This window comes from Klebsiella sp. BDA134-6 (assembly GCF_015601345.1).
GTDB classification, from domain to species: domain Bacteria; phylum Pseudomonadota; class Gammaproteobacteria; order Enterobacterales; family Enterobacteriaceae; genus Klebsiella; species Klebsiella grimontii.
On sequence record NZ_CP064785.1, the window covers coordinates 121329 to 142500 of the forward strand.

32 protein-coding genes and 2 pseudogenes are annotated in these 21172 nt (G+C 51.5%); 3 read left to right on the forward strand and 31 right to left on the reverse strand.

The window, feature by feature from the left end:
• Positions 1–8: 8 nt before the first annotated feature.
• The 17 genes from traW to traM form a co-directional block, all read right to left on the reverse strand.
• Positions 9–635 carry a type-F conjugative transfer system protein TraW gene (gene traW / locus IYV58_RS28010; protein WP_075912695.1) on the reverse strand — a complete coding sequence of 209 codons (627 nt, stop codon included), beginning with the start codon at positions 633–635 and terminating at the stop codon, positions 9–11.
• Positions 632–1024 carry a type-F conjugative transfer system protein TrbI gene (trbI, locus tag IYV58_RS28015; RefSeq protein ID WP_195729737.1) on the reverse strand — a complete coding sequence of 131 codons (393 nt, stop codon included), beginning with the start codon at positions 1022–1024 and terminating at the stop codon, positions 632–634. The genes traW and trbI overlap by 4 nt, the downstream gene beginning before the upstream one ends.
• On the reverse strand, positions 1024–3663 hold the full coding sequence (gene traC, locus IYV58_RS28020) for a type IV secretion system protein TraC (RefSeq protein ID WP_075912693.1): 2640 nt from the start codon (positions 3661–3663) through the stop codon (positions 1024–1026). Before traC ends, trbI begins: the two co-directional genes overlap by 1 nt.
• Before the next feature lie 80 nt (positions 3664–3743).
• Positions 3744–4154 carry a hypothetical protein gene (locus tag IYV58_RS28025; RefSeq protein WP_195729738.1) on the reverse strand — a complete coding sequence of 137 codons (411 nt, stop codon included), beginning with the start codon at positions 4152–4154 and terminating at the stop codon, positions 3744–3746.
• Positions 4151–4555, reverse strand: a complete 405-nt coding sequence (locus tag IYV58_RS28030) for a hypothetical protein (RefSeq protein WP_142473651.1) — start codon at positions 4553–4555, stop codon at positions 4151–4153. The genes IYV58_RS28025 and IYV58_RS28030 overlap by 4 nt, the downstream gene beginning before the upstream one ends.
• On the reverse strand, positions 4552–4773 hold the full coding sequence (locus IYV58_RS28035) for a hypothetical protein (RefSeq protein ID WP_195729739.1): 222 nt from the start codon (positions 4771–4773) through the stop codon (positions 4552–4554). Before IYV58_RS28035 ends, IYV58_RS28030 begins: the two co-directional genes overlap by 4 nt.
• A gap of 23 nt (positions 4774–4796) precedes the next feature.
• On the reverse strand, positions 4797–5090 hold the full coding sequence (locus IYV58_RS28040; protein WP_195729740.1) for a hypothetical protein: 294 nt from the start codon (positions 5088–5090) through the stop codon (positions 4797–4799).
• Positions 5091–5159: 69 nt separating this feature from the next.
• A complete protein-coding gene (locus IYV58_RS28445) occupies positions 5160–5564 on the reverse strand; it encodes a hypothetical protein (RefSeq protein ID WP_227676971.1) in 405 nt (134 codons plus the stop codon).
• Positions 5565–5729: 165 nt separating this feature from the next.
• Positions 5730–6296: a type IV conjugative transfer system lipoprotein TraV gene (traV, locus tag IYV58_RS28050; RefSeq protein ID WP_195729741.1), complete on the reverse strand. Its 567-nt coding sequence runs from the start codon at positions 6294–6296 to the stop codon at positions 5730–5732.
• A gap of 94 nt (positions 6297–6390) precedes the next feature.
• On the reverse strand, positions 6391–7806 hold the full coding sequence (gene traB / locus IYV58_RS28055; protein WP_195729742.1) for an F-type conjugal transfer pilus assembly protein TraB: 1416 nt from the start codon (positions 7804–7806) through the stop codon (positions 6391–6393).
• Entirely contained in the window at positions 7806–8546 is a 741-nt protein-coding gene (gene traK / locus IYV58_RS28060) for a type-F conjugative transfer system secretin TraK (protein WP_195729743.1), read from the reverse strand. The genes traB and traK overlap by 1 nt, the downstream gene beginning before the upstream one ends.
• Positions 8533–9099: a type IV conjugative transfer system protein TraE gene (gene traE, locus IYV58_RS28065; protein WP_075912683.1), complete on the reverse strand. Its 567-nt coding sequence runs from the start codon at positions 9097–9099 to the stop codon at positions 8533–8535. The genes traK and traE overlap by 14 nt, the downstream gene beginning before the upstream one ends.
• A 19-nt stretch (positions 9100–9118) precedes the next feature.
• A complete protein-coding gene (gene traL, locus IYV58_RS28070) occupies positions 9119–9424 on the reverse strand; it encodes a type IV conjugative transfer system protein TraL (RefSeq protein WP_020323523.1) in 306 nt (101 codons plus the stop codon).
• Positions 9425–9437: 13 nt separating this feature from the next.
• The gene (gene traA / locus IYV58_RS28075) at positions 9438–9803 is read right to left on the reverse strand and encodes a type IV conjugative transfer system pilin TraA (protein ID WP_142469910.1); all 366 of its coding nucleotides are present in this window, start codon (positions 9801–9803) and stop codon (positions 9438–9440) included.
• Between the two features lie 60 nt (positions 9804–9863).
• Positions 9864–10067, reverse strand: coding sequence for a TraY domain-containing protein (locus IYV58_RS28080; RefSeq protein ID WP_171972759.1), 204 nt, complete (start codon positions 10065–10067; stop codon positions 9864–9866).
• Between the two features lie 153 nt (positions 10068–10220).
• The gene (locus IYV58_RS28085) at positions 10221–10895 is read right to left on the reverse strand and encodes a conjugal transfer protein TrbJ (protein WP_195729744.1); all 675 of its coding nucleotides are present in this window, start codon (positions 10893–10895) and stop codon (positions 10221–10223) included.
• Positions 10896–11082: 187 nt separating this feature from the next.
• Positions 11083–11469, reverse strand: a complete 387-nt coding sequence (traM, locus tag IYV58_RS28090) for a conjugal transfer relaxosome DNA-binding protein TraM (RefSeq protein WP_195729745.1) — start codon at positions 11467–11469, stop codon at positions 11083–11085.
• A gap of 422 nt (positions 11470–11891) precedes the next feature.
• Between traM and IYV58_RS28095 the strand changes: the two genes are divergently transcribed.
• A complete protein-coding gene (locus IYV58_RS28095) occupies positions 11892–12386 on the forward strand; it encodes a transglycosylase SLT domain-containing protein (protein ID WP_413784956.1) in 495 nt (164 codons plus the stop codon).
• 21 nt (positions 12387–12407) lie between these two features.
• Here the strand turns inward: IYV58_RS28095 and IYV58_RS28100 are convergent, their stop codons facing one another.
• Positions 12408–12950 (reverse strand): antirestriction protein, encoded by a 543-nt coding sequence (locus tag IYV58_RS28100; RefSeq protein ID WP_195729746.1) that lies wholly within the window; start codon positions 12948–12950, stop codon positions 12408–12410.
• Here IYV58_RS28100 and IYV58_RS28105 point away from each other — a divergent pair.
• Positions 12945–13424: a hypothetical protein gene (locus IYV58_RS28105; protein ID WP_195729804.1), complete on the forward strand. Its 480-nt coding sequence runs from the start codon at positions 12945–12947 to the stop codon at positions 13422–13424. The two genes, IYV58_RS28100 and IYV58_RS28105, sit on opposite strands and share 6 nt — an antisense overlap.
• A 150-nt stretch (positions 13425–13574) precedes the next feature.
• Here the strand turns inward: IYV58_RS28105 and IYV58_RS28110 are convergent.
• The 13 genes and pseudogenes from IYV58_RS28110 to ssb all read right to left on the reverse strand — a co-directional run.
• Positions 13575–13739, reverse strand: a pseudogene (locus IYV58_RS28110) (SAM-dependent DNA methyltransferase); the annotation flags it as partial.
• Between the two features lie 33 nt (positions 13740–13772).
• A complete protein-coding gene (locus tag IYV58_RS28115; RefSeq protein ID WP_049071029.1) occupies positions 13773–14003 on the reverse strand; it encodes a CCDC81 family HU domain 1-containing protein in 231 nt (76 codons plus the stop codon).
• An 88-nt stretch (positions 14004–14091) separates the two neighbouring features.
• Positions 14092–14439, reverse strand: coding sequence for a hypothetical protein (locus IYV58_RS28120; RefSeq protein WP_195729747.1), 348 nt, complete (start codon positions 14437–14439; stop codon positions 14092–14094).
• 55 nt (positions 14440–14494) lie between these two features.
• Entirely contained in the window at positions 14495–14833 is a 339-nt protein-coding gene (locus IYV58_RS28125; RefSeq protein ID WP_075912806.1) for a hypothetical protein, read from the reverse strand.
• Positions 14814–15065 (reverse strand): hypothetical protein, encoded by a 252-nt coding sequence (locus IYV58_RS28130; RefSeq protein ID WP_227676973.1) that lies wholly within the window; start codon positions 15063–15065, stop codon positions 14814–14816. The genes IYV58_RS28125 and IYV58_RS28130 overlap by 20 nt, the downstream gene beginning before the upstream one ends.
• 670 nt (positions 15066–15735) lie before the next feature.
• Positions 15736–15855 (reverse strand): type I toxin-antitoxin system Hok family toxin, encoded by a 120-nt coding sequence (locus IYV58_RS28135; RefSeq protein ID WP_223156217.1) that lies wholly within the window; start codon positions 15853–15855, stop codon positions 15736–15738.
• Positions 15803–16018, reverse strand: a pseudogene (locus tag IYV58_RS28450) (DUF5431 family protein); the annotation flags it as partial. The pseudogene IYV58_RS28450 and the gene IYV58_RS28135, both read right to left, overlap by 53 nt.
• A 101-nt stretch (positions 16019–16119) precedes the next feature.
• Positions 16120–16443, reverse strand: coding sequence for a theronine dehydrogenase (locus IYV58_RS28140; protein ID WP_195729748.1), 324 nt, complete (start codon positions 16441–16443; stop codon positions 16120–16122).
• Positions 16440–17168, reverse strand: coding sequence for a plasmid SOS inhibition protein A (locus tag IYV58_RS28145; RefSeq protein WP_195729749.1), 729 nt, complete (start codon positions 17166–17168; stop codon positions 16440–16442). Before IYV58_RS28145 ends, IYV58_RS28140 begins: the two co-directional genes overlap by 4 nt.
• Positions 17165–17596 carry a conjugation system SOS inhibitor PsiB gene (gene psiB / locus IYV58_RS28150; protein WP_075912739.1) on the reverse strand — a complete coding sequence of 144 codons (432 nt, stop codon included), beginning with the start codon at positions 17594–17596 and terminating at the stop codon, positions 17165–17167. The genes IYV58_RS28145 and psiB overlap by 4 nt, the downstream gene beginning before the upstream one ends.
• Before the next feature lie 42 nt (positions 17597–17638).
• Positions 17639–19648, reverse strand: coding sequence for a ParB/RepB/Spo0J family partition protein (locus IYV58_RS28155; RefSeq protein ID WP_195729750.1), 2010 nt, complete (start codon positions 19646–19648; stop codon positions 17639–17641).
• 69 nt (positions 19649–19717) lie between these two features.
• The gene (locus tag IYV58_RS28160; protein WP_195729751.1) at positions 19718–19966 is read right to left on the reverse strand and encodes a DUF905 family protein; all 249 of its coding nucleotides are present in this window, start codon (positions 19964–19966) and stop codon (positions 19718–19720) included.
• 49 nt (positions 19967–20015) lie between these two features.
• Complete coding sequence (ssb, locus tag IYV58_RS28165) at positions 20016–20555, reverse strand: single-stranded DNA-binding protein (RefSeq protein WP_195729752.1); 540 nt, start codon at positions 20553–20555, stop codon at positions 20016–20018.
• Between the two features lie 177 nt (positions 20556–20732).
• Here ssb and IYV58_RS28170 point away from each other — a divergent pair, with 177 nt between their 5' ends.
• Positions 20733–21035, forward strand: a complete 303-nt coding sequence (locus IYV58_RS28170; protein WP_195729805.1) for a hypothetical protein — start codon at positions 20733–20735, stop codon at positions 21033–21035.
• Positions 21036–21172 lie beyond the last annotated feature (137 nt).

The following is a 21172-nucleotide window of genomic DNA, read 5'->3' on the forward strand; positions in this document are numbered from 1 at the left end:
GAACATCCTTACTTTACAGGGAAGGTCTCAATATTCAGCCGTTCACCGGACGGCGCCGGGGTGATACGTGCCGGCACCGTGGTCAGGCCAAAGCGCTGGCTCAGCACGCCGTTCTGGTCGAAATAAATCCGGCTGTCCAGCGCAGCTGAAGTCTCAGGGACGCTGCCCCGCACCAGGATAATCTTGCTCATCAGGGTTTCCGGGACCTGGCGTTTCATCCAGGCCACCTGGTCGGCATCATCCCCGTTAATGAAGTACAGAGTCTGCACAAACGGCACGGTTTTCAGGGGATTCACCACCTCCCCCTTTCGGGCAAACACCCGGCCCTCATTGTCCTTCAGGTCTTCGGTCAGACGGATACTGGGGTCAAACCAGTGCTGCTCGTACTTCTCAGCACGCTTAATCCCCTCCACCGGGACCGGACGCTGGCTGTTCTCAATGACACGCTGTTTAAACTCATCCATCGTCTGGTCCCACTTTCCTGTGGTCTGCAGCGTCTGCAGACGTTGCGTGATGAGCTGTAGCATGTCCTGTTCACGGACGGGCCATAAATCCCCCCAGGTACCGAGGTCAGCGGCCTGTGTCAGCGGCGACAAAAGACAGCTGGCGAGCAGGCAGCCTTTCAGTCGTATCATTGCTGTGCTCCTTTCATCCGACGGGCAATGTCGTGCTGGATGTTGCGGGTCACATCGGGCGCGCCCTGAACAACTGCGGGTGAAACCAGAATGACCACATGATGCTGCTGCTGATAATCCGCCAGGCTTTTCTCCAGCGCATCATTAAACCTGTCCGAGAGCGCTTTTGACTGAGCCTCCGTCAGTTGCTTCTGGCTGACGCTGCCCATAAAGCTGTCGAGCGTCTTTTTCATATCAAAAGCCACGACCCGCGGTGTGGTGTATTCCAGTACCACGCCCGAGAGAAAGACGCTGGTCGCCAGAGTAAAAAGGATAAGGGCAAGGATGATCGACACCCGGCGGAAGTTGAGGGGCGTTGTTCTGGTTTGTTGTTCAGTGGTTTGTTCCATCAGGCTGCACTCCTTATGTTATCACGTGCTATACGAGCCTCGAGTTCGGTCATTTCATCCGTAAAGTTCCGGCAGGCCAGTTCGTACACCGCATCGTGAATATCAATGCCCTCTTTTCTGCGGCTTTTGATGTACTCAAAATCTCCGCCGCTTGACGAGTACATTGCCCGGCTGAGCGGATCGACGAACAGACGATGCCAGGAGGTATGTGCTTCCACCTGCAGCATGAAGGAGGAAAACCACTGGTCTTTTGCGGAACCGAAACTGTTAATCATGTCCCGCTGCATCTGGGTGAACTGGTCAGGATACAGCTGGTTATATTTGGCAAACTCCTTGGCTGACTGCTTGAGGATAATTTTGTAGGAGGAGTTCCCCCAGGCGGCCCGGGCAGCACTGGATGCCGTGGGCGAGTCAAAATCCACAATATTCTGGGTGATGGTGATATATGAACCGAGGTGCCGGCGCGCCGTACGATACCCCTTCTCAATAAAGGTCCCGACTTTTTCATTTTTGAAGTCCAGCAGTCGCCAGCCTTCGTCAATGACGTTCAGTTTTTTCAGACTTCGCGGAGACTGATACATCCTGTTTTCGATGTAGATAATGAGTGAGAACATAACCGCAACGAGCAGTGACGGACGCGATTCGAGGCCTCCGAGTTCAAGGACTACCATTCGCGCATCATCATGCAGTGAAGGCTCATCAGAGTTGAAGTAGTCGCCGTATATCCCGTTCACCGTGTACTGGTCGAGCAGGATTATCATCTCATCGAGGCGGCTGCGGATGGTCGGTGAATCGGCATACTCCTCACTGTCCTTTGCCGTTTTGAGGAAATCGACCACATCATCAACACGCGCTTTATTACGTTTGCTTAGCCAGGCCGCCTGTACCGCCTGCAGGAGCAGACCTTCATGGACCTCATCAAGGTTCCCGTTCGGGCTCGCCATCACTGACATCTGATCGCGGATACGCTCGGCGGACAGGTCAAAATTGGCGTCATCAAGAACGTTGGCAAACGGGTTGAATTTCAGCGAGTCGCCGTCGAGGTAGACCCCGCCCATGTTTTCACACAGTGACTTATAGCCGTCGCCCATATCGAATATCCAGGCAAACCCGCCGGAGTCGAGCACGCTGCGAACCAGCGGCTGGATTAGACCTGTTTTACCCGCGCCGGAAGTCCCGCAGACGGCCATGTTGAAATTGGTGTTGTTCATTCCCTCGTAGAACAGGTCGATGAACGCCAGCTGGTTTCGGTAAGTTGGTGCAGGTAACCCTGCTGGCGCCAGTGGACTGTCGGCGACTACGGGTAACAGGTTGGCCACATTAAAGGTTTCAGCCCGTTTAACGACACCTGCCGACTGGAGCTCTTTGAACAGGCCTTCTCCTGATTTAAACGGCAGCATGGCCAGATAGTTTCGTAGATGGTGATAACGAGCAGAAAGTAGCACGAAGCCTCCCTTGCGGTAGCTGTTGAGGATCTCCTGTTCGGTAGCCAGAGAGGCTTCTGCGTTATCGGGCGTATACGCGGTAATATTAAAGAAATAGGACACCAGGGAGGACTGGTTGGTCGCCAGTCGCTGGCGGATATCGCCCCACTCCTTTACCTCCTTTTCGACGGACGGGAAATATTTCGCATAGGAGGTTTTGCTCTTTTTCTCCAGATCCAGAAACTTCAGATTGGCTTCATTCTGGGTTTTAACCTGGTCTTCCACCATCAGCGTCAGCGTGATGACAAAAGGACATGAGATGGACAGTTCCGGGTTAAGCAGGTTGGCGTAGTTATCAGCACTGGTCCAGAGAAACGCGATTTCCGGGTCCCGTGCAAGATGATAGTTCGTCACTCTCGTGACCTTCTCATTGCCGTTCCGATCCAGCAGGCCTATTTTCAGGTGGTTTGCCGTCACCTGCATATCAAAGCTGTCGTCGACGCACTGATAATTCAGGTCCTGATACGGGTCCAGTTTATAGGGCTTACGATACATTTCACCCGGGTCAGGATTAACCTGCTCGCGTACCATATCCACCAAGCCCTGAGCATCCAGGATCCGGGTAGGGATCTGCGCGCCCTGCAGGGAGGCCCGGATGATTTTTATCTGGTTTTCCAGCTCAACAATCTGGGCTTTCGAATTTTTCTTTCGGGGGACAGAGCAGGAGATAAAGACGCGGTAGTTACGTAGTGTCAGTGGTAAATCCATTCCAGGAGGCAGAGAAAACTGTGTTTCTGCCGCCCGGAGATAGTAGGCACGGGTAATAGCATTAAATTTTTCCGCCTGTTTACCGCTCCAGCTGAATTCCCGTAATCCATACTCAATATCGTCCCCGACCAGTTTGCTGGAAACCAGACTGATAGTCACCGGTACATTACGGGGCAGCTTTGTACGCAGCAGGTTTTCCAGCGATGATACAATATGTGCGTTGGCGCCGGGTAAAGGTCGGGCTTCAAACATAAACCCGACCGTCTTGCTGTTGATAAAAAGCCCGGTCGCAGAGTCATAATCCTTGTAAGGCAGCACCCGGCTAAACTGCGGGAAATTCATACTTCCGAGCGTGTCGTTGGCTTTAGCTGATTCGTCAGGCAATTTCAGCGCAGATACCAGCGAGTTCACGGCCTGCGCGACGGTATCCATGAGGTTATTACTCATGCGAGCGTTCCTTAATGAGGGTGTTAAATAAGCATTGAAAAGATAAAATGGTGGATTATGAATATGTCAGAAAAAGCATTTTAATCGCCGTAGTAAAAAGTTAAAAAAGGTATAAAAAACAGCAATAGCGTGGAGATACCCATTTGCCCGATAAAAATAACGTCCCATAATAACGCCCCCTTCCATAAACATATAAGAAACGTCACAATCAAGGCCACCAAATGAAAGGACACAATGCAGAATAAAAGGATGCCTAAGAACTCTCTGTCACCGATATCAACCCTAATGCAAAGAAGGTAAAACATCAAAAGGCTGCATATAATGAACACACCATCATATCGCACACTTTGAAAAAAAAGCTGACCATACCCATAAACAACGCCATTATCAGTAATGACGCCATTATAAGTAAACCTGATTGCAAGATAAATAAGCCAGTAGATAACAGGAACAAACAAAGACCCGTATTTTGTCGCTTTTTTTAATTTCATTTGTTTTTAGCCTTATACAATTCCCACTGACTGATATACTCATCATACTGAGAAACAGGCACATTAATGATGATGCCGGCACAGTCCAGTTTATTAACAGAATCGGTAAACGTGCCTGTCGGGATGTTTACCTCAAGCAACTTACAGTCGTTTTTCCAGTGTCTTCCTGCTTCGAGTTCATCCATCGTAAAGGAGTGAATGGAGATGACGAACATCCCGCAAAACCCAACCGACGCTATAAGTGCACTGTATATGAATGTATCACCTCTGTTAACGCGCAGATTGAATTTTTCAGGGATAGCAACCATTGCCAGTGCACCGACAACACCAATAACAAAAAGAATCAGGCATACCCCAATAAGCCATCCGAAATCATTCCCCGCAAGGTACGATCCTCTCATTGTCTTCCTCCGTTTATTGTTTCTATCGCACTGTTCAAAGGCTCGCGGGTTTTAACTTCAATGCACTCCCCTGTACTACTTCTATGGCCCCGGCCTCCGCGTGCTTCGATTGCCCGCAGCATTTTCAGGCAGACATCCGTATTGGGCATGGGTGTAACATTCCAGATCCCACCACCACTACTCTGCGTCATCAGCACCAGAAAAATAAAGGTATGCATACCTTACTGTCTCCATTTATAAATTAGCGGCCGAATAGTTCTTCGGTTAACTCTGCGATGGTTGATATTTTCTCATCACCATTTATCGCTCTGTCATAATCCGCCGCACTGACATTTTCAATAACGTCACCACACTGAAGCCGGTTTTGCGCAGGAGAGAGAACCCCCCTGTCAATATTCGATTCCAGCAACCGGCAGTCATTCTTCCAGTGATGAGAGATATCTTCGGGCACGGTATTACTATCAGAAGAAAAAAGCAGGCAGTAACTGGCCAATGTAATTACCAACGCCATCGACCACTTTATTAACTCAATCATAATTATCCTGAGCATCCTTAATGTGTGGTTAAGTATAACTATTCACGCATAACTCTCTCCCAGCGTTCTTCATGGGTAATCTTTATTTTTTCCAGATGAGATTCCTTTCCCCCTGTACTTAACGGGAAGATAGCGGGTTATACCATCAGGACAGGCCCATGCGTCTTTTCTCCCATTACATCCTTGTTGAGCATCGAAAGCTGATATCTTGCAATTTGTTAATGTGTATTTAATATCATTTTTTCTAAACATAGTTTCTTTATAAGTATCCTCTGGTGACAAAATTCCAAGAGCAGTTATAAAATGAAGAATTAAAACCCCAGAGAACATGCAACTGCGTAATACTTTACCCTCAAGCGGCTTTGATGCAAAATATCCAACTATCGCCCCCATACCAATAGCGAGAGAAAAATAAAATATATAAAACGAATCAAGCTGAACAAGTTTATATGTAAATATTAAAACATCACTCATAATTAACTCTCATAATGAAGTATGCCCCGACACAAAGATACATGAGCGCCATACCTTTCTCTGAACACGCTACCGCCCATCCCTTTCAACGCAGAGGGTACTCGTTATAAAGCCAGTGATAAGAAAGCGCGCACCGCGCCGTTAATAGCGCTGGTGTGCGGGTTATCAGTTAATCCGGGGCTGGCCCCATGCCGATGGTGTAACAACAAATACAACCGCTGTGGGTTGGTGATAGACGTCTTCAGAATCGATATACGGAGCTATCCACAGGGATGCCGTCTGTTCTCCCTTCCTGAGTGGGCGGGGATAATTGCCCGGCAGCGTCGCAGGTGAACGAAATGTCTGGCTGACCGGCGTGGCAGTGAGCGGCGCGGTCCGGTTGCTGGCGTTTTGTACCTGATGTGCTGTCGGTGTGCTCAGTATGCCTGCCGGCTTCGCTGCCGCCGTTGTCACTGAAACCGTACCGGTTGCAGTGAGAGTCGGTTGCGGCGGCAGTGGGTAGGATACCTGCGACGGCGTTCTGAAGTTGCCGTCAGCCAGTCGTGGCAACCCGGCCGCAGCCGGCTTTGCGGAGGCGCTTTCCTCCCGGGCCTTCGCTCTCTCATTCGCCTGCTCCATCGTCATACAGGTATCCGATGTCGTGGCATTACATTCGAATTCCGTCTCTGTGCCCGCGCACCCGGTTAAGAGCAAAGCGCTGCCCAGAGGAATTAACAGCATTAATTCCTTCATGATATTTCCCGTCAATTTTCTGTTATTAATTCAGGCTCGCCCTGAACGTTGCCCGTAACCTGTGTCTTTGCCAGTTCTGTGAGAGGCGCGGGATTTAACCATGATTTTCTCCCTGCGCTTCTCCGCCTGGTGAGAACTGGCGCGGGTCAAGCTTGCCCAGTTTTTTCAGCATCTCGTCAGTGTTAAACCCGTTCAGGTTACTGCCTGACTGCTGCGCTTCAGGTTGCGCTACCGGCACCTGGTTCTGCGCCTGCTGTTGCCCATTTTTTTCCGCTTCCAGCTCTTCGATAGTTTTCAGCTGGAAACCGTCCTGAAAGACCAACGTAACCTCATTGCCGGCACCAATTGGAATGACCGGGTGATACTGCTCGGCGCGTTTGATGTAATACTCGCTCAGCGTCTGCGCCGCTTTAGATGCACCGCCACCAATCCCCATCTTCAGTACGTCGCCAGCGCCGACTGTCGCCGTAGCGCCCAGCCCCACAGCCGGCTGAGAAGCACGCTCCATTCCCTGACCAATCCCGTCAACAAACCCGGCGCCCCATGCCCAGCCGAGGATTTTCCCGTTACGCATGACCACTTCACCTTTCACGCCGTTCTTGCCCATAAAGGACACATGCCCGGCTATCGGCTGGTCGATGGTTTTGTCGCCTTTGATGCAACTGATGTTCCGGGTACGAACGATGGCGCGCTCACTGGAGACGTCCCCCCAGGCTTCGAGACCGACAAAGCAACCGGTCAGGTCATACGTTTTGCTGTTCGGCATCTCCACCCGACCCACAACACGCAGCTGCATCGGTACCGTGGATTCATTCCCTGTCACAGAAGCATTCGCGTCGGCCCCTTCAATCAGGATGCTCTTCGCGAAGCTGCCGGAAGGGATATAGGGCAGCTCCCGGCTTTTTTTGCCTTTGTTGTAGCTGAAGGTTTTACGCTGTATCTGGTTCGGTACCGGCACCGACTGGTAGCTGACCTGTGGCGGCGGGACCGTGCCATTGCCCGGATAGTATGCTGTCGGAGGCGGTACCGCGGCGCCGGACTGCGGCGGGTAAGCGGCAGGCTGCGGCTCGCCTTCCGGGCCGGGTGGAGGAGACGGCGGTGTTGGCGCAGGTTCACCGCCAGAGACAGCCGGCTTAACACCCAGCGCCTTCAGTTGCTCCTGCATGGCCACATTGTCATTGCTGAGTTTGTCGATACGTATCTGGTCAGCCGTGCGCGCCTTACTGAGCAGCTCAACTTCTCCCTGCAAGGATGCAAAACGCTTGTTCAGATCAGACGCCGTCGCCTGCATCTCGGTCGTTGCATGCTGTTCCACTTTGCTGTTGAAACTGCTGTCGACTACCCCGGTCATATCTGGTGCGGGTTCACCCTGCACAGGGGCCTCTTCATCAGAACTCAGGTTCAGTTCTGACAGATACAGTCCGCCACCAACAGCAGCCGTGCCACCGACAAGAATGAGCCCCAGCCAGAGGTACTGTTTACGTTTAATCAGCGTATTAAAGTTCGCCATCAGCGACTTCCTCCTGCATCCGACGTCGTGACCCAGACCTGCATACGACCACCGGCTGTCAGCAGACCTGCCGGCGTGCTGAGCATGACGGCACGCGTACCTGGCTGCCAGAAATCGCTTTCACGCACCATGCGGGGTGACAGGGAGACATTATCCAGACTGTAACGGACGACCTTCAGGTGATGACCGGTCCAGACTTTTTCTGCGGTGGCACGCAGGCCAGCAGATACCTGCAGCATCTCAGACGTGACAGGGACAGACTGATAGTCACCAGGAATACTGCCCTGGCGAACGGCACGGTTCAGGGAGACCAGCACAGATTCATACGGGTTTGATTCTTCCCAGGCTTTTGCCGGTCCCGGCGTTCCCGCCATTTCGCTGACCAGTTGAATGGTTCTTCCTACGCCGGCGCGGGGCACGGCACGGATGGAGAAGTTCAGGCCGCGTTCGGTTTCCACAATAAAGGTGAACGGCTTCTTGCTGAGGGTTGCCAGAATGGCTCCGCCGCTGTCGGTCTGTTCCTGGTTTGTCAGGCCGCCGTCCAGGCTGTTAATTGCAGTGATCCGGTCCCCGGGCACGGTGAAAAGGTTCGGGTCAGTGTTACTTACCGCAATGTTGGCCTGTCCGCCGTTTGTCAGGGGGACCACGGTCGGGGCCAGCGTACCACTGAGCGTGGCCGGCATCGCAGGCACCGTAAATAACAGGCAACCTGAAATAAATAACGGGTTAATTTTTTTCATTATTTATTTCTCCAAAACGCGCCAGCCAGCTGACACCATCGACACGACTGAACTGAATGACATAACTTTTAATTTCGCTGTAGGGCTTCGAGTCGCCAATCCAGGTTTTCAGCTCTCCCCTGACATCAACCCTGCTTTCCGCCGGATACGCACGGACAGACGTCATATAAAAAGTCGCATTGACATTATTTTCTTTTATTCGTTTTGCATCTTCAGCCAACTGGACTTTCAGGCTGTTCTGCGATGCAGGTAATACATACCGGAGCAGTTGCTGATGCTGGGCATCAACTGTTTCCGGTGTGACGTTCAGACGCAGTGCAATAAAACTCAGGCCCAGCTGTTCAAGATACGAAGCGTCAGTCTGATTCTGCGATACCGCAAATGGCGCGCTGAATAACATCGGTGTAACCGCTACTTTCTGTTCTGTTTGGAGGCGATAGTTATTAATGCCCTGGATAATATTTGTGGTCAGACTGAGTGTCAGGACTGTCCCCAGACAGATATAACCCAGCGCAATGACGCGCGTGGTGCTTAGCCTGGCACCATGTTCCATATGTTATTTCCCCGATAATTTATTTAATCCACTGCCGGAAACAGGAGTCCGGAACATCATGAAAGAAACCTTTAAGAAGGGAGGTTGGCAGATACCAGTAAATCAGGTCGCGTAGCCAGGAACTGCCCCGCCCTTTTTTCAATTTCTTGATACCCCAGAAAACCAGTGCCGCTGCAGCCATACCAAATATGAACTTGCTGGTCCAGAAACCCCAGCCGAGACAAATCACGGCCGGGATAAGTTCATCGAGATATAAACCAAACCAGCGGGACTGGTTAGTCAGTGTTTCCGGGAAACGGTATTTCTTTAATTCGTCTCCCGTCATCACTTATTCCCTGTCAGTAACCGGCGACCGACATACCGATGGTGATAAAGGTGGAAATAATGGCGAAGCCGAACAGGAATTTCACGTTCTTGGTCATCATGTACATGATGCCACCCGCGATAACTTCTGCCAGAACCACCCACTTGACCACACTGGAAGACTTACCGAAGGTACCTTTGACTGTGGTATCACCAGACTTCATCAGATCAGTCGTGGTGGTAGCCATCGCAACTTCCGGGAAGAACGCCGCCACAGCAGCAACCGGCAGCGCAGCTTTAGCGACTTTCAGGGCTTTCTTTTTGTTGAAAACACGGGACAGAAAAGACGGCTTAGTTTCTTCAGAGACAGCAGTGCCCTGAACACTTAATACAGCATTCATATTTATTTCCTTTAAAAAGAATGGTTAGGTTATTACGATCATGTCACTTCAATTAATTTTTTATGTCTGCTTACCTCCTGGCTCAGTGATATCGGAATTATAAAAATCAGGAAATCTTTCAAGATGATCTTTCAAACGCAGATATGCCTCAGAAGTCTTACTTCTTCGACTCCTGTCTTTTGCTTTAATTAGACGACGATTAGTATCTTCATCTAACCTTAGAAGCACATGTTGTCCTGGCGCTGGTCGCGCGTTACTCCTAATCGCTCTTTCCAATCGTCCTCCAATGATTCACTTAATAAACCTTAATAAGTCTTACATTGACACAATAAAAAGTAAACTATTTACACAAAAACCATGAGTAAATTATTTTTACAAATAAAGAGTACGTTTCGTACTTTTAAGATTAACAAATCATTAACAGTGCGCTCTTAGCACTTCAATAACATTTTGAATAATCTTGCTGTAACTACAAGAATGCAATAAAGATAAAATAATGTAGTCTCTATCAGGACAGTTTAATTCTTTTCTCATTTTATGAACAACGTTCTTAGATGTTTGTTCTTCCAGCCCTGTTATTTTGGAAATGGTTGAATGAGTGAACCCAACAGAATAAAGATTCAGAACAGCCCATTCAGAGCTAGCCATATTTGCAACCTTTGCTAAATACTTTTCCATCCTTGAAGAAAATGCATCATACTTCCCCGAACGATCAATAACACTATTAACCTCATTTAGAAAAACCCATTTAGTGAAAACTTCATTATTCAAAGTGATACACTCTATAAATACTGTCCACACTTGCTTTTCAGCCTTTACATTTTTCACAAGGCAAGCAGTTCTTGATGTTAATGCTTTAAGCTCTGATTGAATCAACTCCATACCTGCATCGATGGAAATGGAGGAAAACCAAGATTTACGATCGCATTTTGTTAAAAAAACTTGATCAAAAAGAGGGCTGGAGTAGATTAATTGACCACAGGAATTGCGAATAAAAGAAGGACTCGACGAAATGTTAAGCATTTCGGCAACATTCTGAATGGATTCTGTTTGACGGCGTACAGCAAATTGACTACGATCCTTCGCACACATAGGCGCCTCCAGTAAAGGACACTATGGATAGTTGACGTCAGGGGGTACCAGCCCCGGGCGTCAACGCTTCAACAAATTTTATTACTTCACTGTAAGTATTCTATATTCCCTTATCGTCCATGTCACTTATAAAACCCAGATCATTCTTCTTTTTTATTGAATTTAAAAAGCAATAAATATCGTAAATTTATTCTTTTTCATCCTGCTCTGGGAAAAACCTGTCCACCACTTCCTTAGCATCATCCTTTATGTTTAAAACCATCGATTTGAAATCAAAACGTTCGTCGCCTTTTATGTGGGGACTGAGCGAATCCATCGCCAGGACTTTTGATATTGCAAACTGAGTTTTTAACACATTTTCAAGCAATACCTTATTGAACTCAGTCTGGTTGAAGCCAGATTCTTTACGTTGCATCTGAGCCTCATAAACTCTCAACCCCAATTCTAGAAGCATTGACGCAACACTTGAAAAGCTAACATCCTTTTCTTTCGCCCCTTCGGCTTTACGTTTTTCAACAATCATTTGGATTTTCTCAGCTACTTCATCGCTGGCATACGCTTGGACCCTGGCCATAAGCTTCCTTTATTTAAACCTGTTCAATTTGCGATATTATTATCAGACGATAACGCGAGTCTAACTTAATTACAACTCTAAACTTAAGCCTAGAGTTTAAGTAAGTTGTTTTACGACTCACACGGGAACTTAAGTTTAGAGTCAACTTGTCATAACATCTTGAAAATAAATAAATGAGTCGGATAAAACTCGTCAAAGACTTACAGCAAACTTACGCATAAGTCTCAGACAAGTTGCATTAACATAATAATGTATAACAAAGATTAATATCATTGCAGCTAACTCATTGTTCTTAAATATCATTCTGCAAAATTTTAATTTTGCGTGGGGTGTGGTGATTTTGTGGTGAGGAGTGCATATTTGTTGAGTCTGGCTCTGGTCTGGGTTAACGTATTTGCAGGAATCGGCCCGGAGGGAGTCTTTTGAGAAAAAAACTGGCGTTTGCTGCCCTGCTATTAATATCCACACCTGCATGGGCTACGGATTGTTTTGATATGGCGGGTCGGGATTATCAAATAGATCCGGATCTGCTCCGGGCTATTTCATGGCAGGAGTCTAAATGGGTGGTGAATGCCATCGGGAAAAATCCGGGATCGGGCTACGGTGCCGGACTGATGCAAATCGATTCCCAGCACCATACCCAACTATCACAGTTCGGTATAAAACCGGAGCATCTTCTTACAGATGCTTGCCTGAATATTTACACTGGCGCGTATTATCTGGCGCTGGCTTTTAAGAAGTGGGGCATCAGCTGGGAGGCAGTCGGAGCCTACAATGCGGGATTCCGCAGAACAGACAGGCAGGCCATGAGACGACTGGCATATGCGAGAAAAATTGAGACTATCTACCGGGCCATTAAGGCAAATAAAAATGTAGAACAGCTCCGGCCCGATAAAAATCAAAGACCTCGTGATTGAGGTCTTTTTTCAGTTATTCGACTAATCAATCGCACGCCAGACTAAATGCCGCTCGGGATGATGAATTATGTCGAGATAATCCTTCAGCGCATCCTGCCGGGATACGAGATGTTTACAGACATGGGTATATTCCGGTCCCATATCTGCCACCTGCCACGACAGCCAGTTCATAATCATTAGTGTAGCAATAATTCCTGCTGTATCGGCACTGACCTCACCCTCAAAATAATTTCCGGGAATGCTCATCATGTAGCGCTGCTCACCTACTGGCGCAATATATCCGGTCTGCGTAGTGATGAACTGGATGCGATTAGGCGTAATATTTCCGCCGATACCCTGCGGAATGATCCAGTAAGACCAGAAACCGCCGTTGTAATCAGAATGCTGACGTAGCCAGCTCGCGGCCATATTATCCGCTGACGGCGTAAAAAAGAGGGCCGGGATAAAATCCAGACGCTCATCGCCATCGGTGACGGCATAACGCAGATATTTGTCTGTTTTAAATTGTTCGTCTGATTCACGAGTGGCGGTTTTGACGTTGGTGTTGACGTTTATTGTGTGCATGCTGAATTTCTCCTTTGCGGTTTATTAAATCGTTCGACTTCATCACTGAGCGGCAAAGGACAATTTGCAGCCGCCGGGGAGGAAATAAAGGGGCGCGAAGCGTTTATACACCCCTTTATTTTCGCCACGACTGATGCTAAAAGCCGCCCTCCGCGAAAAGATGATGTCGGGCGATATAGCGCGGGGACGAGTTTGCACACAACCCTGAACGTCAATTCAGTCTTTATCGAATTAACGTTCAGGCCCTCAGAGTGGCGGGAATTTATCGCCACGGTGAGAGCGGCGCATCCTGACAAGGATGCAGCAAGCGCGATTTTGAATTTGCGTCAGGATGGAAGCCCGACAGGGCAGAGACAGCTTGCTGGCTCTGTTCACAACAGCCGTGTCCCGCCAGGGACGACGCCCGGACAGTATTTATTATTTTCAGTGCAAAGGATAAATACCAGAAGAGATAAACAGCAGGATGCCGGATGATATATAACAGTAACAAATAAATAATACTGAAGAGAGAAACCCGCGACGGACTAATGTGGGCGGCGCGTAGCGCAGCCGGTATTAGTCTGCACCGAAGGTGCGCGGCCTTTTTCCGCAGTCGGGCAGGTTATCCCCTGCCCTTCCGGTTATTTACGCAGCCTCCTGTATCCCGTGTATAAAGTCCCGCATAGCCCTGAACCGGTTCAGGTCAGCCAGCCGTTTTTCAAAGTCATTGAGATAGTACACGGGAGTGTATCTTACCCGCCGGAACTGCATCGTCAGGGTGTTGCCCGTAACCACTTCGGCGGCAATACCCTGTTGCCGCTCCCTAAGGAGCGGCTCACCTTATCAGTTAAATGCGCGTTTAAGTTCGAGCGTGCGGAGCACCTGCCCGAAGGCGGTGTTGTTCATCGCGGGAATATGGACGCCGCGCCCCTTGCGAACGCTCCGGGCAATATGCCGCCCGAAGGCCTTCAGCGCCGGGTTAATCTCCTGTGCGGCGATGTCATGACGCAGAATGCGTTGATGACGGCGGGTCTTTACAGCGCCAGTGGAAGGTGAAACAATAGTTAAATTCATATGAACCTCGTAAGTTGATTTGAATAGCCGTATCAATCGTTACCGCGACTTTTACGGCGTGGATGAAGCAGGGTTTTCCCTGCTTTTTTCATTTCTGGAACAAGTTAAATCCCTCCTTAATGCGCGTTTTAATCTGCGCATGACTCAGGTTGCATACATCCCGCAGCCGGAAATATCTGGCTCCGTAGCGGGCATAAATCTCAGTCACGTCACCGCAGACCATTTCCTGCAGCATGAACGTCTCCCAGCCGCCGCTCTCACTCGTTGACCAGTTGAGCGGGTACATCAGGCCCAGCGCATCATGGAAGGCGTGAACGTCGATTTCAGCGGGCGCTTTCACCGCTGCTTTCTGGCGACTCAGCCAGTATTCGCGCTCCGCTTCGGCAGTAACCAGCATTCCCGGACGGGCTGAGGATTCAGTGAGGTGTAAGTGCATGGGTTTCTCCATCGGGTTAAGGGGTGGCAGCGACACGCCGCCACCTGTTTTTTGTCTATTCGTTTTCCGCCAGTTCACTCATCAGCACATCGCGGGCTTCCTGCGCGTACCCTTCTTCCGCCAGCGTCAGGATGTAACCGCGTTTTGCTGCTGCGCCCATTAACACCGGGCGATCCTTAAGTGGCAGCGCGTCCAGATAATCCAGCGCATCTCCCAGCACTCGCGCCTGATACAACTCGTAATGCATCCCGCAGCAGCGCCCTGCCTCTTTCTCGATGCGCGCCAGCACCACATCGGCACGAATAACATCGAACGGGTTGCTGGCATGGATGTTGCGCACAAAGCCATCAGTACGCAGAACGGATGATCTGGAATTAACGATGCTGGTATTCATGAATTTTTCCTTTTGTCTGTCTTTGGGGTTTTAAAACCATCACCCGTTGAGTTGCCGGGCCGCGGTTTTGACGTTTTGCGGGGACCTGCTGCTCTTTCCCCTGGTCCTTTTCCTTCACCCGTTTGAGAGCCGTTCGCCGCGAGGGCATAGACGCCACGGCCTGACGCATCTGTCCGGGGCAGAACGCAAAAGTTTTTGCGGCCCCATGCAAAAAGTTTTGTGGGCTGTTCATTACACCCTGGACAGCTAATGCGACAGGTTGTGGCTCTATAAGCCCCGGCGAAAGGACTCAAATGGGTGAAATGGCACCAGGATGGATGAGAGCAGGAACCCGCCGCAACGACGAAGAGCGCGGGCGCGAAACGGCGTTGCCCCTCAGAGTGGCGGCAGCAGTATCGCCGGCACGGTGAAAGCGGCGTGGCCGGAACGGCCGCAGCAAGCGCGCCCCTGACCTTCGCCATCAGACCCTAGCCGTATGGCCCGAAACCCGAAGGGGTTCGGCGGAGACTGGCAGGTGCGCAGCAGCTGCCCTGGCGGAGTGGGGCTCGACGACTGAGCAGCGCCAGCTGATCAGGAGCCGAAGGGGGCCAGCGATAGGTTGAAGTTATGTTTTCTGAACAGGAGTCATCACAGCAGGGAGAGGAACAGGAAGCCGGTCAGCAACAGGGAGATAACAGGGAAATCGCGGAAAGGAAAGACGGGCGGCGCGTCAGCGCGGCCGGTTTTCCCGGCGCCGCAGGCGCGCGGTCTTTGAGGATACAACCAGGCAAGGTGCAAATGTGTCACATATCACAGGAAAAAGGGACTACCGGCGAACCGGCAGTCCCTTCATAAAGGCGCTTCAGGCATGTCCAGACAGCTTCAGCCCCAGAGTGGCGGAGGTTACCCTCCGCCGGGGTTGGCTACTTAGCGGATTCGTAGGCCATAAAAGCCGCCACCTCCCTGTTCGTGTCCCTGTACCGAATTTCGCAGAGCGATTTTCGGGTCAGGTAAGTGAATATCAGCAATGTAAGACACACTATTAATACACACCATAGCAGGGTACTTCGCGGCAGTTTCATAGCCTTCATCTCCTTGCCTTACGGCAGCTAAGAGGCTATTCTGTTGGTGTCTAGTCAAGCAGATGGCCTCGTGTGGTTGGTTAATGAAAATTAACTTCCTACGGGGCTTTCTTCTTTCTGCCACACAACCTGGCAACAAACCACCTTCACGTCATGAGGCAAAAAGCCTCAAGCGCCACCGCCATTGTACCTTACTCCCTGTAAGACTGACCAGGTATCCTGCCATCAGCGTACTGATTTCCCGCGAAAATAATCGGGTCTGCTCTCAAGCTCCCGCTCAATCAGTTCCTCGGCAAACAAGGGGGCAATTTTGTTGACCCGACGCGCCAGATTCCGACGACGCGCGGCGGCTTTACGCTCATCGCTCCAGCGCTTAATCTGCCTCTCATCGAGAAAATCCACGCACACCGCATATCCCGCGCCAGCCACCCAGAGCGACATGATGGATTCGGGAGCGGGCTTTCCGGCTTCCACAACTTCTGATGCGAGTACATGCGGTCCGGGACACGGTGATGGTAATTTCCAGCGCAGGGAGTAGCGCCATTTCATATCCGGCTCCGGTCTGTCAGTTTGTTCGGTACCATCCAGCGTTCCAGCTGCCTGACATGTTCCGGGCTTTCTTTTGCGAGCGCATTTGTTTCAACCATTACACTCCAGAACGGTTGATTCACCATCGTCCAGCGTTCCATCGGCTCAAGTGACGGGAAACGCTCACTCCAGCGCCAGAACATCTCCTCCAGATCATACCGGCGTAAATCTGTACCCGACCAGCGCGCACTCCAGCTGCTGACCGTTTCCGGGGTATGAAAAGCCAGCTCGATTTCCGCCTGCCCCGCCAGCGCTTGGTACGCAGTTTCACGCTGGCTCGCCTCCTTACGGCTCTGGCGGGTGTATTTTTCAGCACTCAGTTCACTCTGCCGGCGACAGCGTTCCGACCACTGAAACTGCGTATCGGGGAACAGTCGCCAGCCATCCTGCGCAGACAACGGTAACCAGCAACACGTGCCACGGCTTTCAATCAGCCTGTCTATCGCCGTCAGCCAGGCCTGCTTTTTCCCCCGCAACTCCTGTTCTGTCATTCCCGCAGAAAACCAGCCGATATCTTTCGCGGTGACACGTTTGCTGCCGTTCAGGATACGGAAGAAAGCCCGGGCATAAGCAAACTCTGCAATATGAACGCCACGCTCATATTTTTTCTCCACTTCTGCGATGGCCTGCATTGCAGCACGACATTCATGACTCAGGGGGACCAGTGACTGATTCGCCGGGATCATAATGCGCCCTCCTGTGCCAGCGTGCTGATGATGCTCGCAAAAGAGTAGCTGTCAGCATCGAGGCACGCGATGAGGCTCAATGTATGGTTAATCAGCTCCGGGTTAAACGTCATCATCGTGCGCACAACAGAGAACGGCTGACCGCCACGGGTGATAAATACCATCATCCAGCTTGAGCTCAGTTCTCCCGGACTGGATACCGCTATATCAAAGCGCTCGTGTGAAGGTGTGAAACGGATTTGTACCGGAAAGAAGCCGCCAAATTCGCTGCGATATTCACCATTCGCAGACCATCCGGCAGGTGACTGCAGATCACGCATCACGGCATGGGTCAGTTCGCGGCGATAGTCTTCTCCTGCGGCGCGATAATCTTCCAGTTCGTCGGGGATCATGGTTTTCAGAACATCAGTGGTAATAACATTGCGCATTTTTTTCTCCTTACTGCCGCCCCGCAGGGCGGCTTTTCCCTGTCAGGCGGCCTGAGCCGGAGTGTTGTTATCGATGTCGGAATCCGTTGCTGAATGGGTTTCAGTAACCGCAGTCTCTGCCGCCTCTCCCGGAGCCCTCATCCATACCGGGACCCAGCGGGTTTGCGCCATGACACTCTCTGCATGTTCAGCTGCATCAACTTTTTTCATTTTTCCGGCATCTGCCGCTGCTCCGGTCAGTCCGGCATCATTCAGCGCTTCAACGATCTGGCTTTTGGTGAGTAATCCGAGGAAGTTTGCCGCCGTGGGTGTCCACCACTCCCTCATATCGAAGCCGATCGCTTTTTCGACTTCATCCAGCGGGCTACGGGTCGTATGTCCCATCGTCCGGGTCTGAACCCCATACACAGAACTGGCAGTGCAGAACGCCATCAGCGACATCTGGGTTTCACCATCGAGGGTGAAAAACGTGGTGACGTCCTTCCGCCAGCCCACGGGTAACAGTGCCTCAAGTCGGCTTTTCTCCTGCATCAGCGTCTGCCAGGCTTTTCCCGTTTTACCTTCAGGGGCGTCGCTGACGAGTGAGGAATGATGCTCCGTCATTTTCAGATCGAAGGGGTGGTTGGTTGTCAAACAGTGGTCAAATACGCAAGAGCACAGCCGCCACACCATCAACGCTACGGCTTTTTGTGGCTGCAGCATCAGCGCTGCCTGAACGGCGAGGGTGCGCTCTGAAGACATCTTTTTCACCAGTGGTTCGCTGATGCTGTCGATGGGTTTCTCGGTTTTTGTGGTGATGACAGCGTTACGTTCCCCGTCTGCCGTGGCCCCCTCATTCTGCTCCGTGGCAATCTGGCGAACACCTCGCTGAATGTTAATTTCTCCGCCCCAGAAGCTGACGACCACGCCGCTTTCAGCCTTCTGCGCTGCCGTCCACTCGCGATTTACAGCAGCATCTTCAAGCTCATCAATCTGAGCCTGAATGGCATACTCATCGTCATGTGTCTCAGTGGTCTCCAGTGAGGCATAGAGTTCATCGAGGCACTGCTGTTCATCTGCGGTGTAGTTCGCCTCCGGTGCCGGAGTCAGCTGGAAAATCTGTGAATCAACTCCCCAGGAACGAACGGACATGCTTCTGACCTGTGACCATGCCCAGCCTTCACTTTGCCGAATCTCATCTGCCAGCGTCGTGAGCTTCTCGTGAGTTAACTTTTCAATCAGCGCCTTATCTGCTGTTCCCTTCCCTTCCTCTGCACTGAACAGATCTTCACGCACTACACCGCCAGCAGCTTCATAAACGTCACGCCCGATAAACAAAAAATCTGCGCTTGTGACAGAAATTTCCCGGTCAGTGACTGCGATTTTCAGCAGATGCGGAGCGGTATGGCCATAAGCGGCTTTGACGTTTTCATAGACCTGCAGCTGACGGGTCGGATCATCCTCGAGAGCCAGGGCCTGACACTGTTCAATTGTGATTTCATTCTTTGCCAGCCGGGATAACAGTTCGGGAGCCAGCGCTGCAAGTTTGAGCATACGCTGGACGTGGCGCCCACCGTACCCAAGCTGGGCACCGATTTGCCCGGGAGTCATCCCCTGCTCAGAAAGGTCGCGGAAGGCATAGATTTGTTCTGCGGGATGCATCGACAGATGTTCGTCATTCTCGATAAAGGAAACCAGTCGCGCCACATCGTCACTCACGCGCTTAACCGGTACGCTGTACTCCGCGTCGATTCCCTTTTCGCTGGCAAGCAGACTGAGGCCAGCAAGGCGACGTCCCCCCGCCGCCACGCCGGATTTGCCCTCACCCATCGAGTGAACAACCAGATTTTGCAGCAGTCCGACGGCCTGAATGGATGTCGCCATGCTGCGTACGCTGGCCTCCGGGTAAGGAATGACGCGCACATTCAGAGGCGATACGACTAAACAGGACAGCGGTACATATTCAATCGGCGCGGCGTCCAGTGCGGATTTCAGCACCTCACGCTCCGCTTTGGTCGGTTTCTTAGTGCTGGATTTCCGGGTAGTTTTTGCTTTAGACTCGGCAACTGACATAATTGATACTCCTTCATGATATTGATTACTGTCTGCCGGACAGCCCATCTGTCCGGCACCTCATACAACTTATTGCGTTTTACGTACTCCATAGTCCCGGATATAACGGTTCATCATGTACTCACCACCTGGTTCAAAATTCCAGACGCGCCAGACCATGCTGCCGTCCTCGCGGTGACGGACGACCAGGCGAAAATGGGTACCCTGATCGTCCTCAATCGCCACATTCTGATACTGCGCCGCCACAGCCTGAGCCTGCTCGCGGGTGAATGTGCCATCCAGCAGGGACTGAAGGGGGGATGTAACGTTGTGGTTCATGTGTTTCTCCTTCTCTGCCCCGCCGTTGACGGGGCGTGTTCATCATGATTTAAAAGGGCGCGTCGTCATCCATCGGCGGGTAATCCTCCGGGAGCGGCTGAGGCGGTTGCGAAGCCGGAGCGGCACTCTGACGGCCTTTAGTACCGCCCTTCGCTTTACGGGATTTAGCCGGGGCTTCAGCAGGTTGTGCCGCGGCGGCAGGACTCTGCTGCGCAGTATTCTCAGACGGACTGCCCTCACGACGGCCGCCCAGCATCTGCATAGTGCCGTTCTGGCCGACCAGTACCTCGGTGACATAGCGTGTGGTTCCGGCATCGTCCTGCCAGTTTCGGGTACGCAACTGGCCCTCGATATAGACCAGTGCGCCTTTACGCAAGTATTCGCCCGCCACTTCCGCGAGCTTGCCGAACATGACAACACGGTGCCATTCGGTGTTTTCGCGCAGTTCCCCGCTCTGTTTGTCACGCCATGTTTCTGACGTGGCCAGCGTCAGGTTTGCCACCGCGCCCCCGTTAGGCATATAACGCACTTCCGGGTCCTGTCCCAGATGCCCGACCAGAATGACTTTGTTTACGCCACGTGCTGCCATGATGAATCTTCTTAATCGTTGTTTTGCTTTTAAAACCCCGTCACCCGTTGAGTTGCCGGGGCCGCGGTTTTGACGTTTTGCGGGTCCTGCTGCTCTGCTCCGCTGATTGTTACCTTCACCCGTTTGAGAGCCGTTCGCCGCAAGGGCGTAAACGAGCACGGCCCGGTGAAGCCGTCCATGCCGGACGTGAAAAGTTTTTGCGGGTTCAGGCAAAAAATTTTTATGGCCGTGCGCCAGCAGTGCATGGACGGCAAGACGGGTTGTGCTTGTCTCAGCCCCGGCGAAAGGAATCAAATGGGTGAAACGGCACCAGGTAAGGAAAGAGCAGGAACCCGCCGCAACGACGAAGAGCGCGGGCGCGAAACGGCGTTGCCCCTTACAGCCCGGCGGCCGTTGTTTTTCGCCGAGGTGCCAGGAGCGCAGGTCACGGCGCGAAAAAGGGCGGCGCGTCCGGAACGGATGCTGCAAGCCTGCCCTTGACGTTGCGTCATGGGATGGAAACCCGCTGCCCCGAAGGGGCCGGGCAGAGACGGCGAAGCTGGCTCTGTGCGAAGCATGACAGCCCGCCCGGACGCCCGGGGTCGCAACAGGGAGTGGCACATAACGAGAATGGAGAA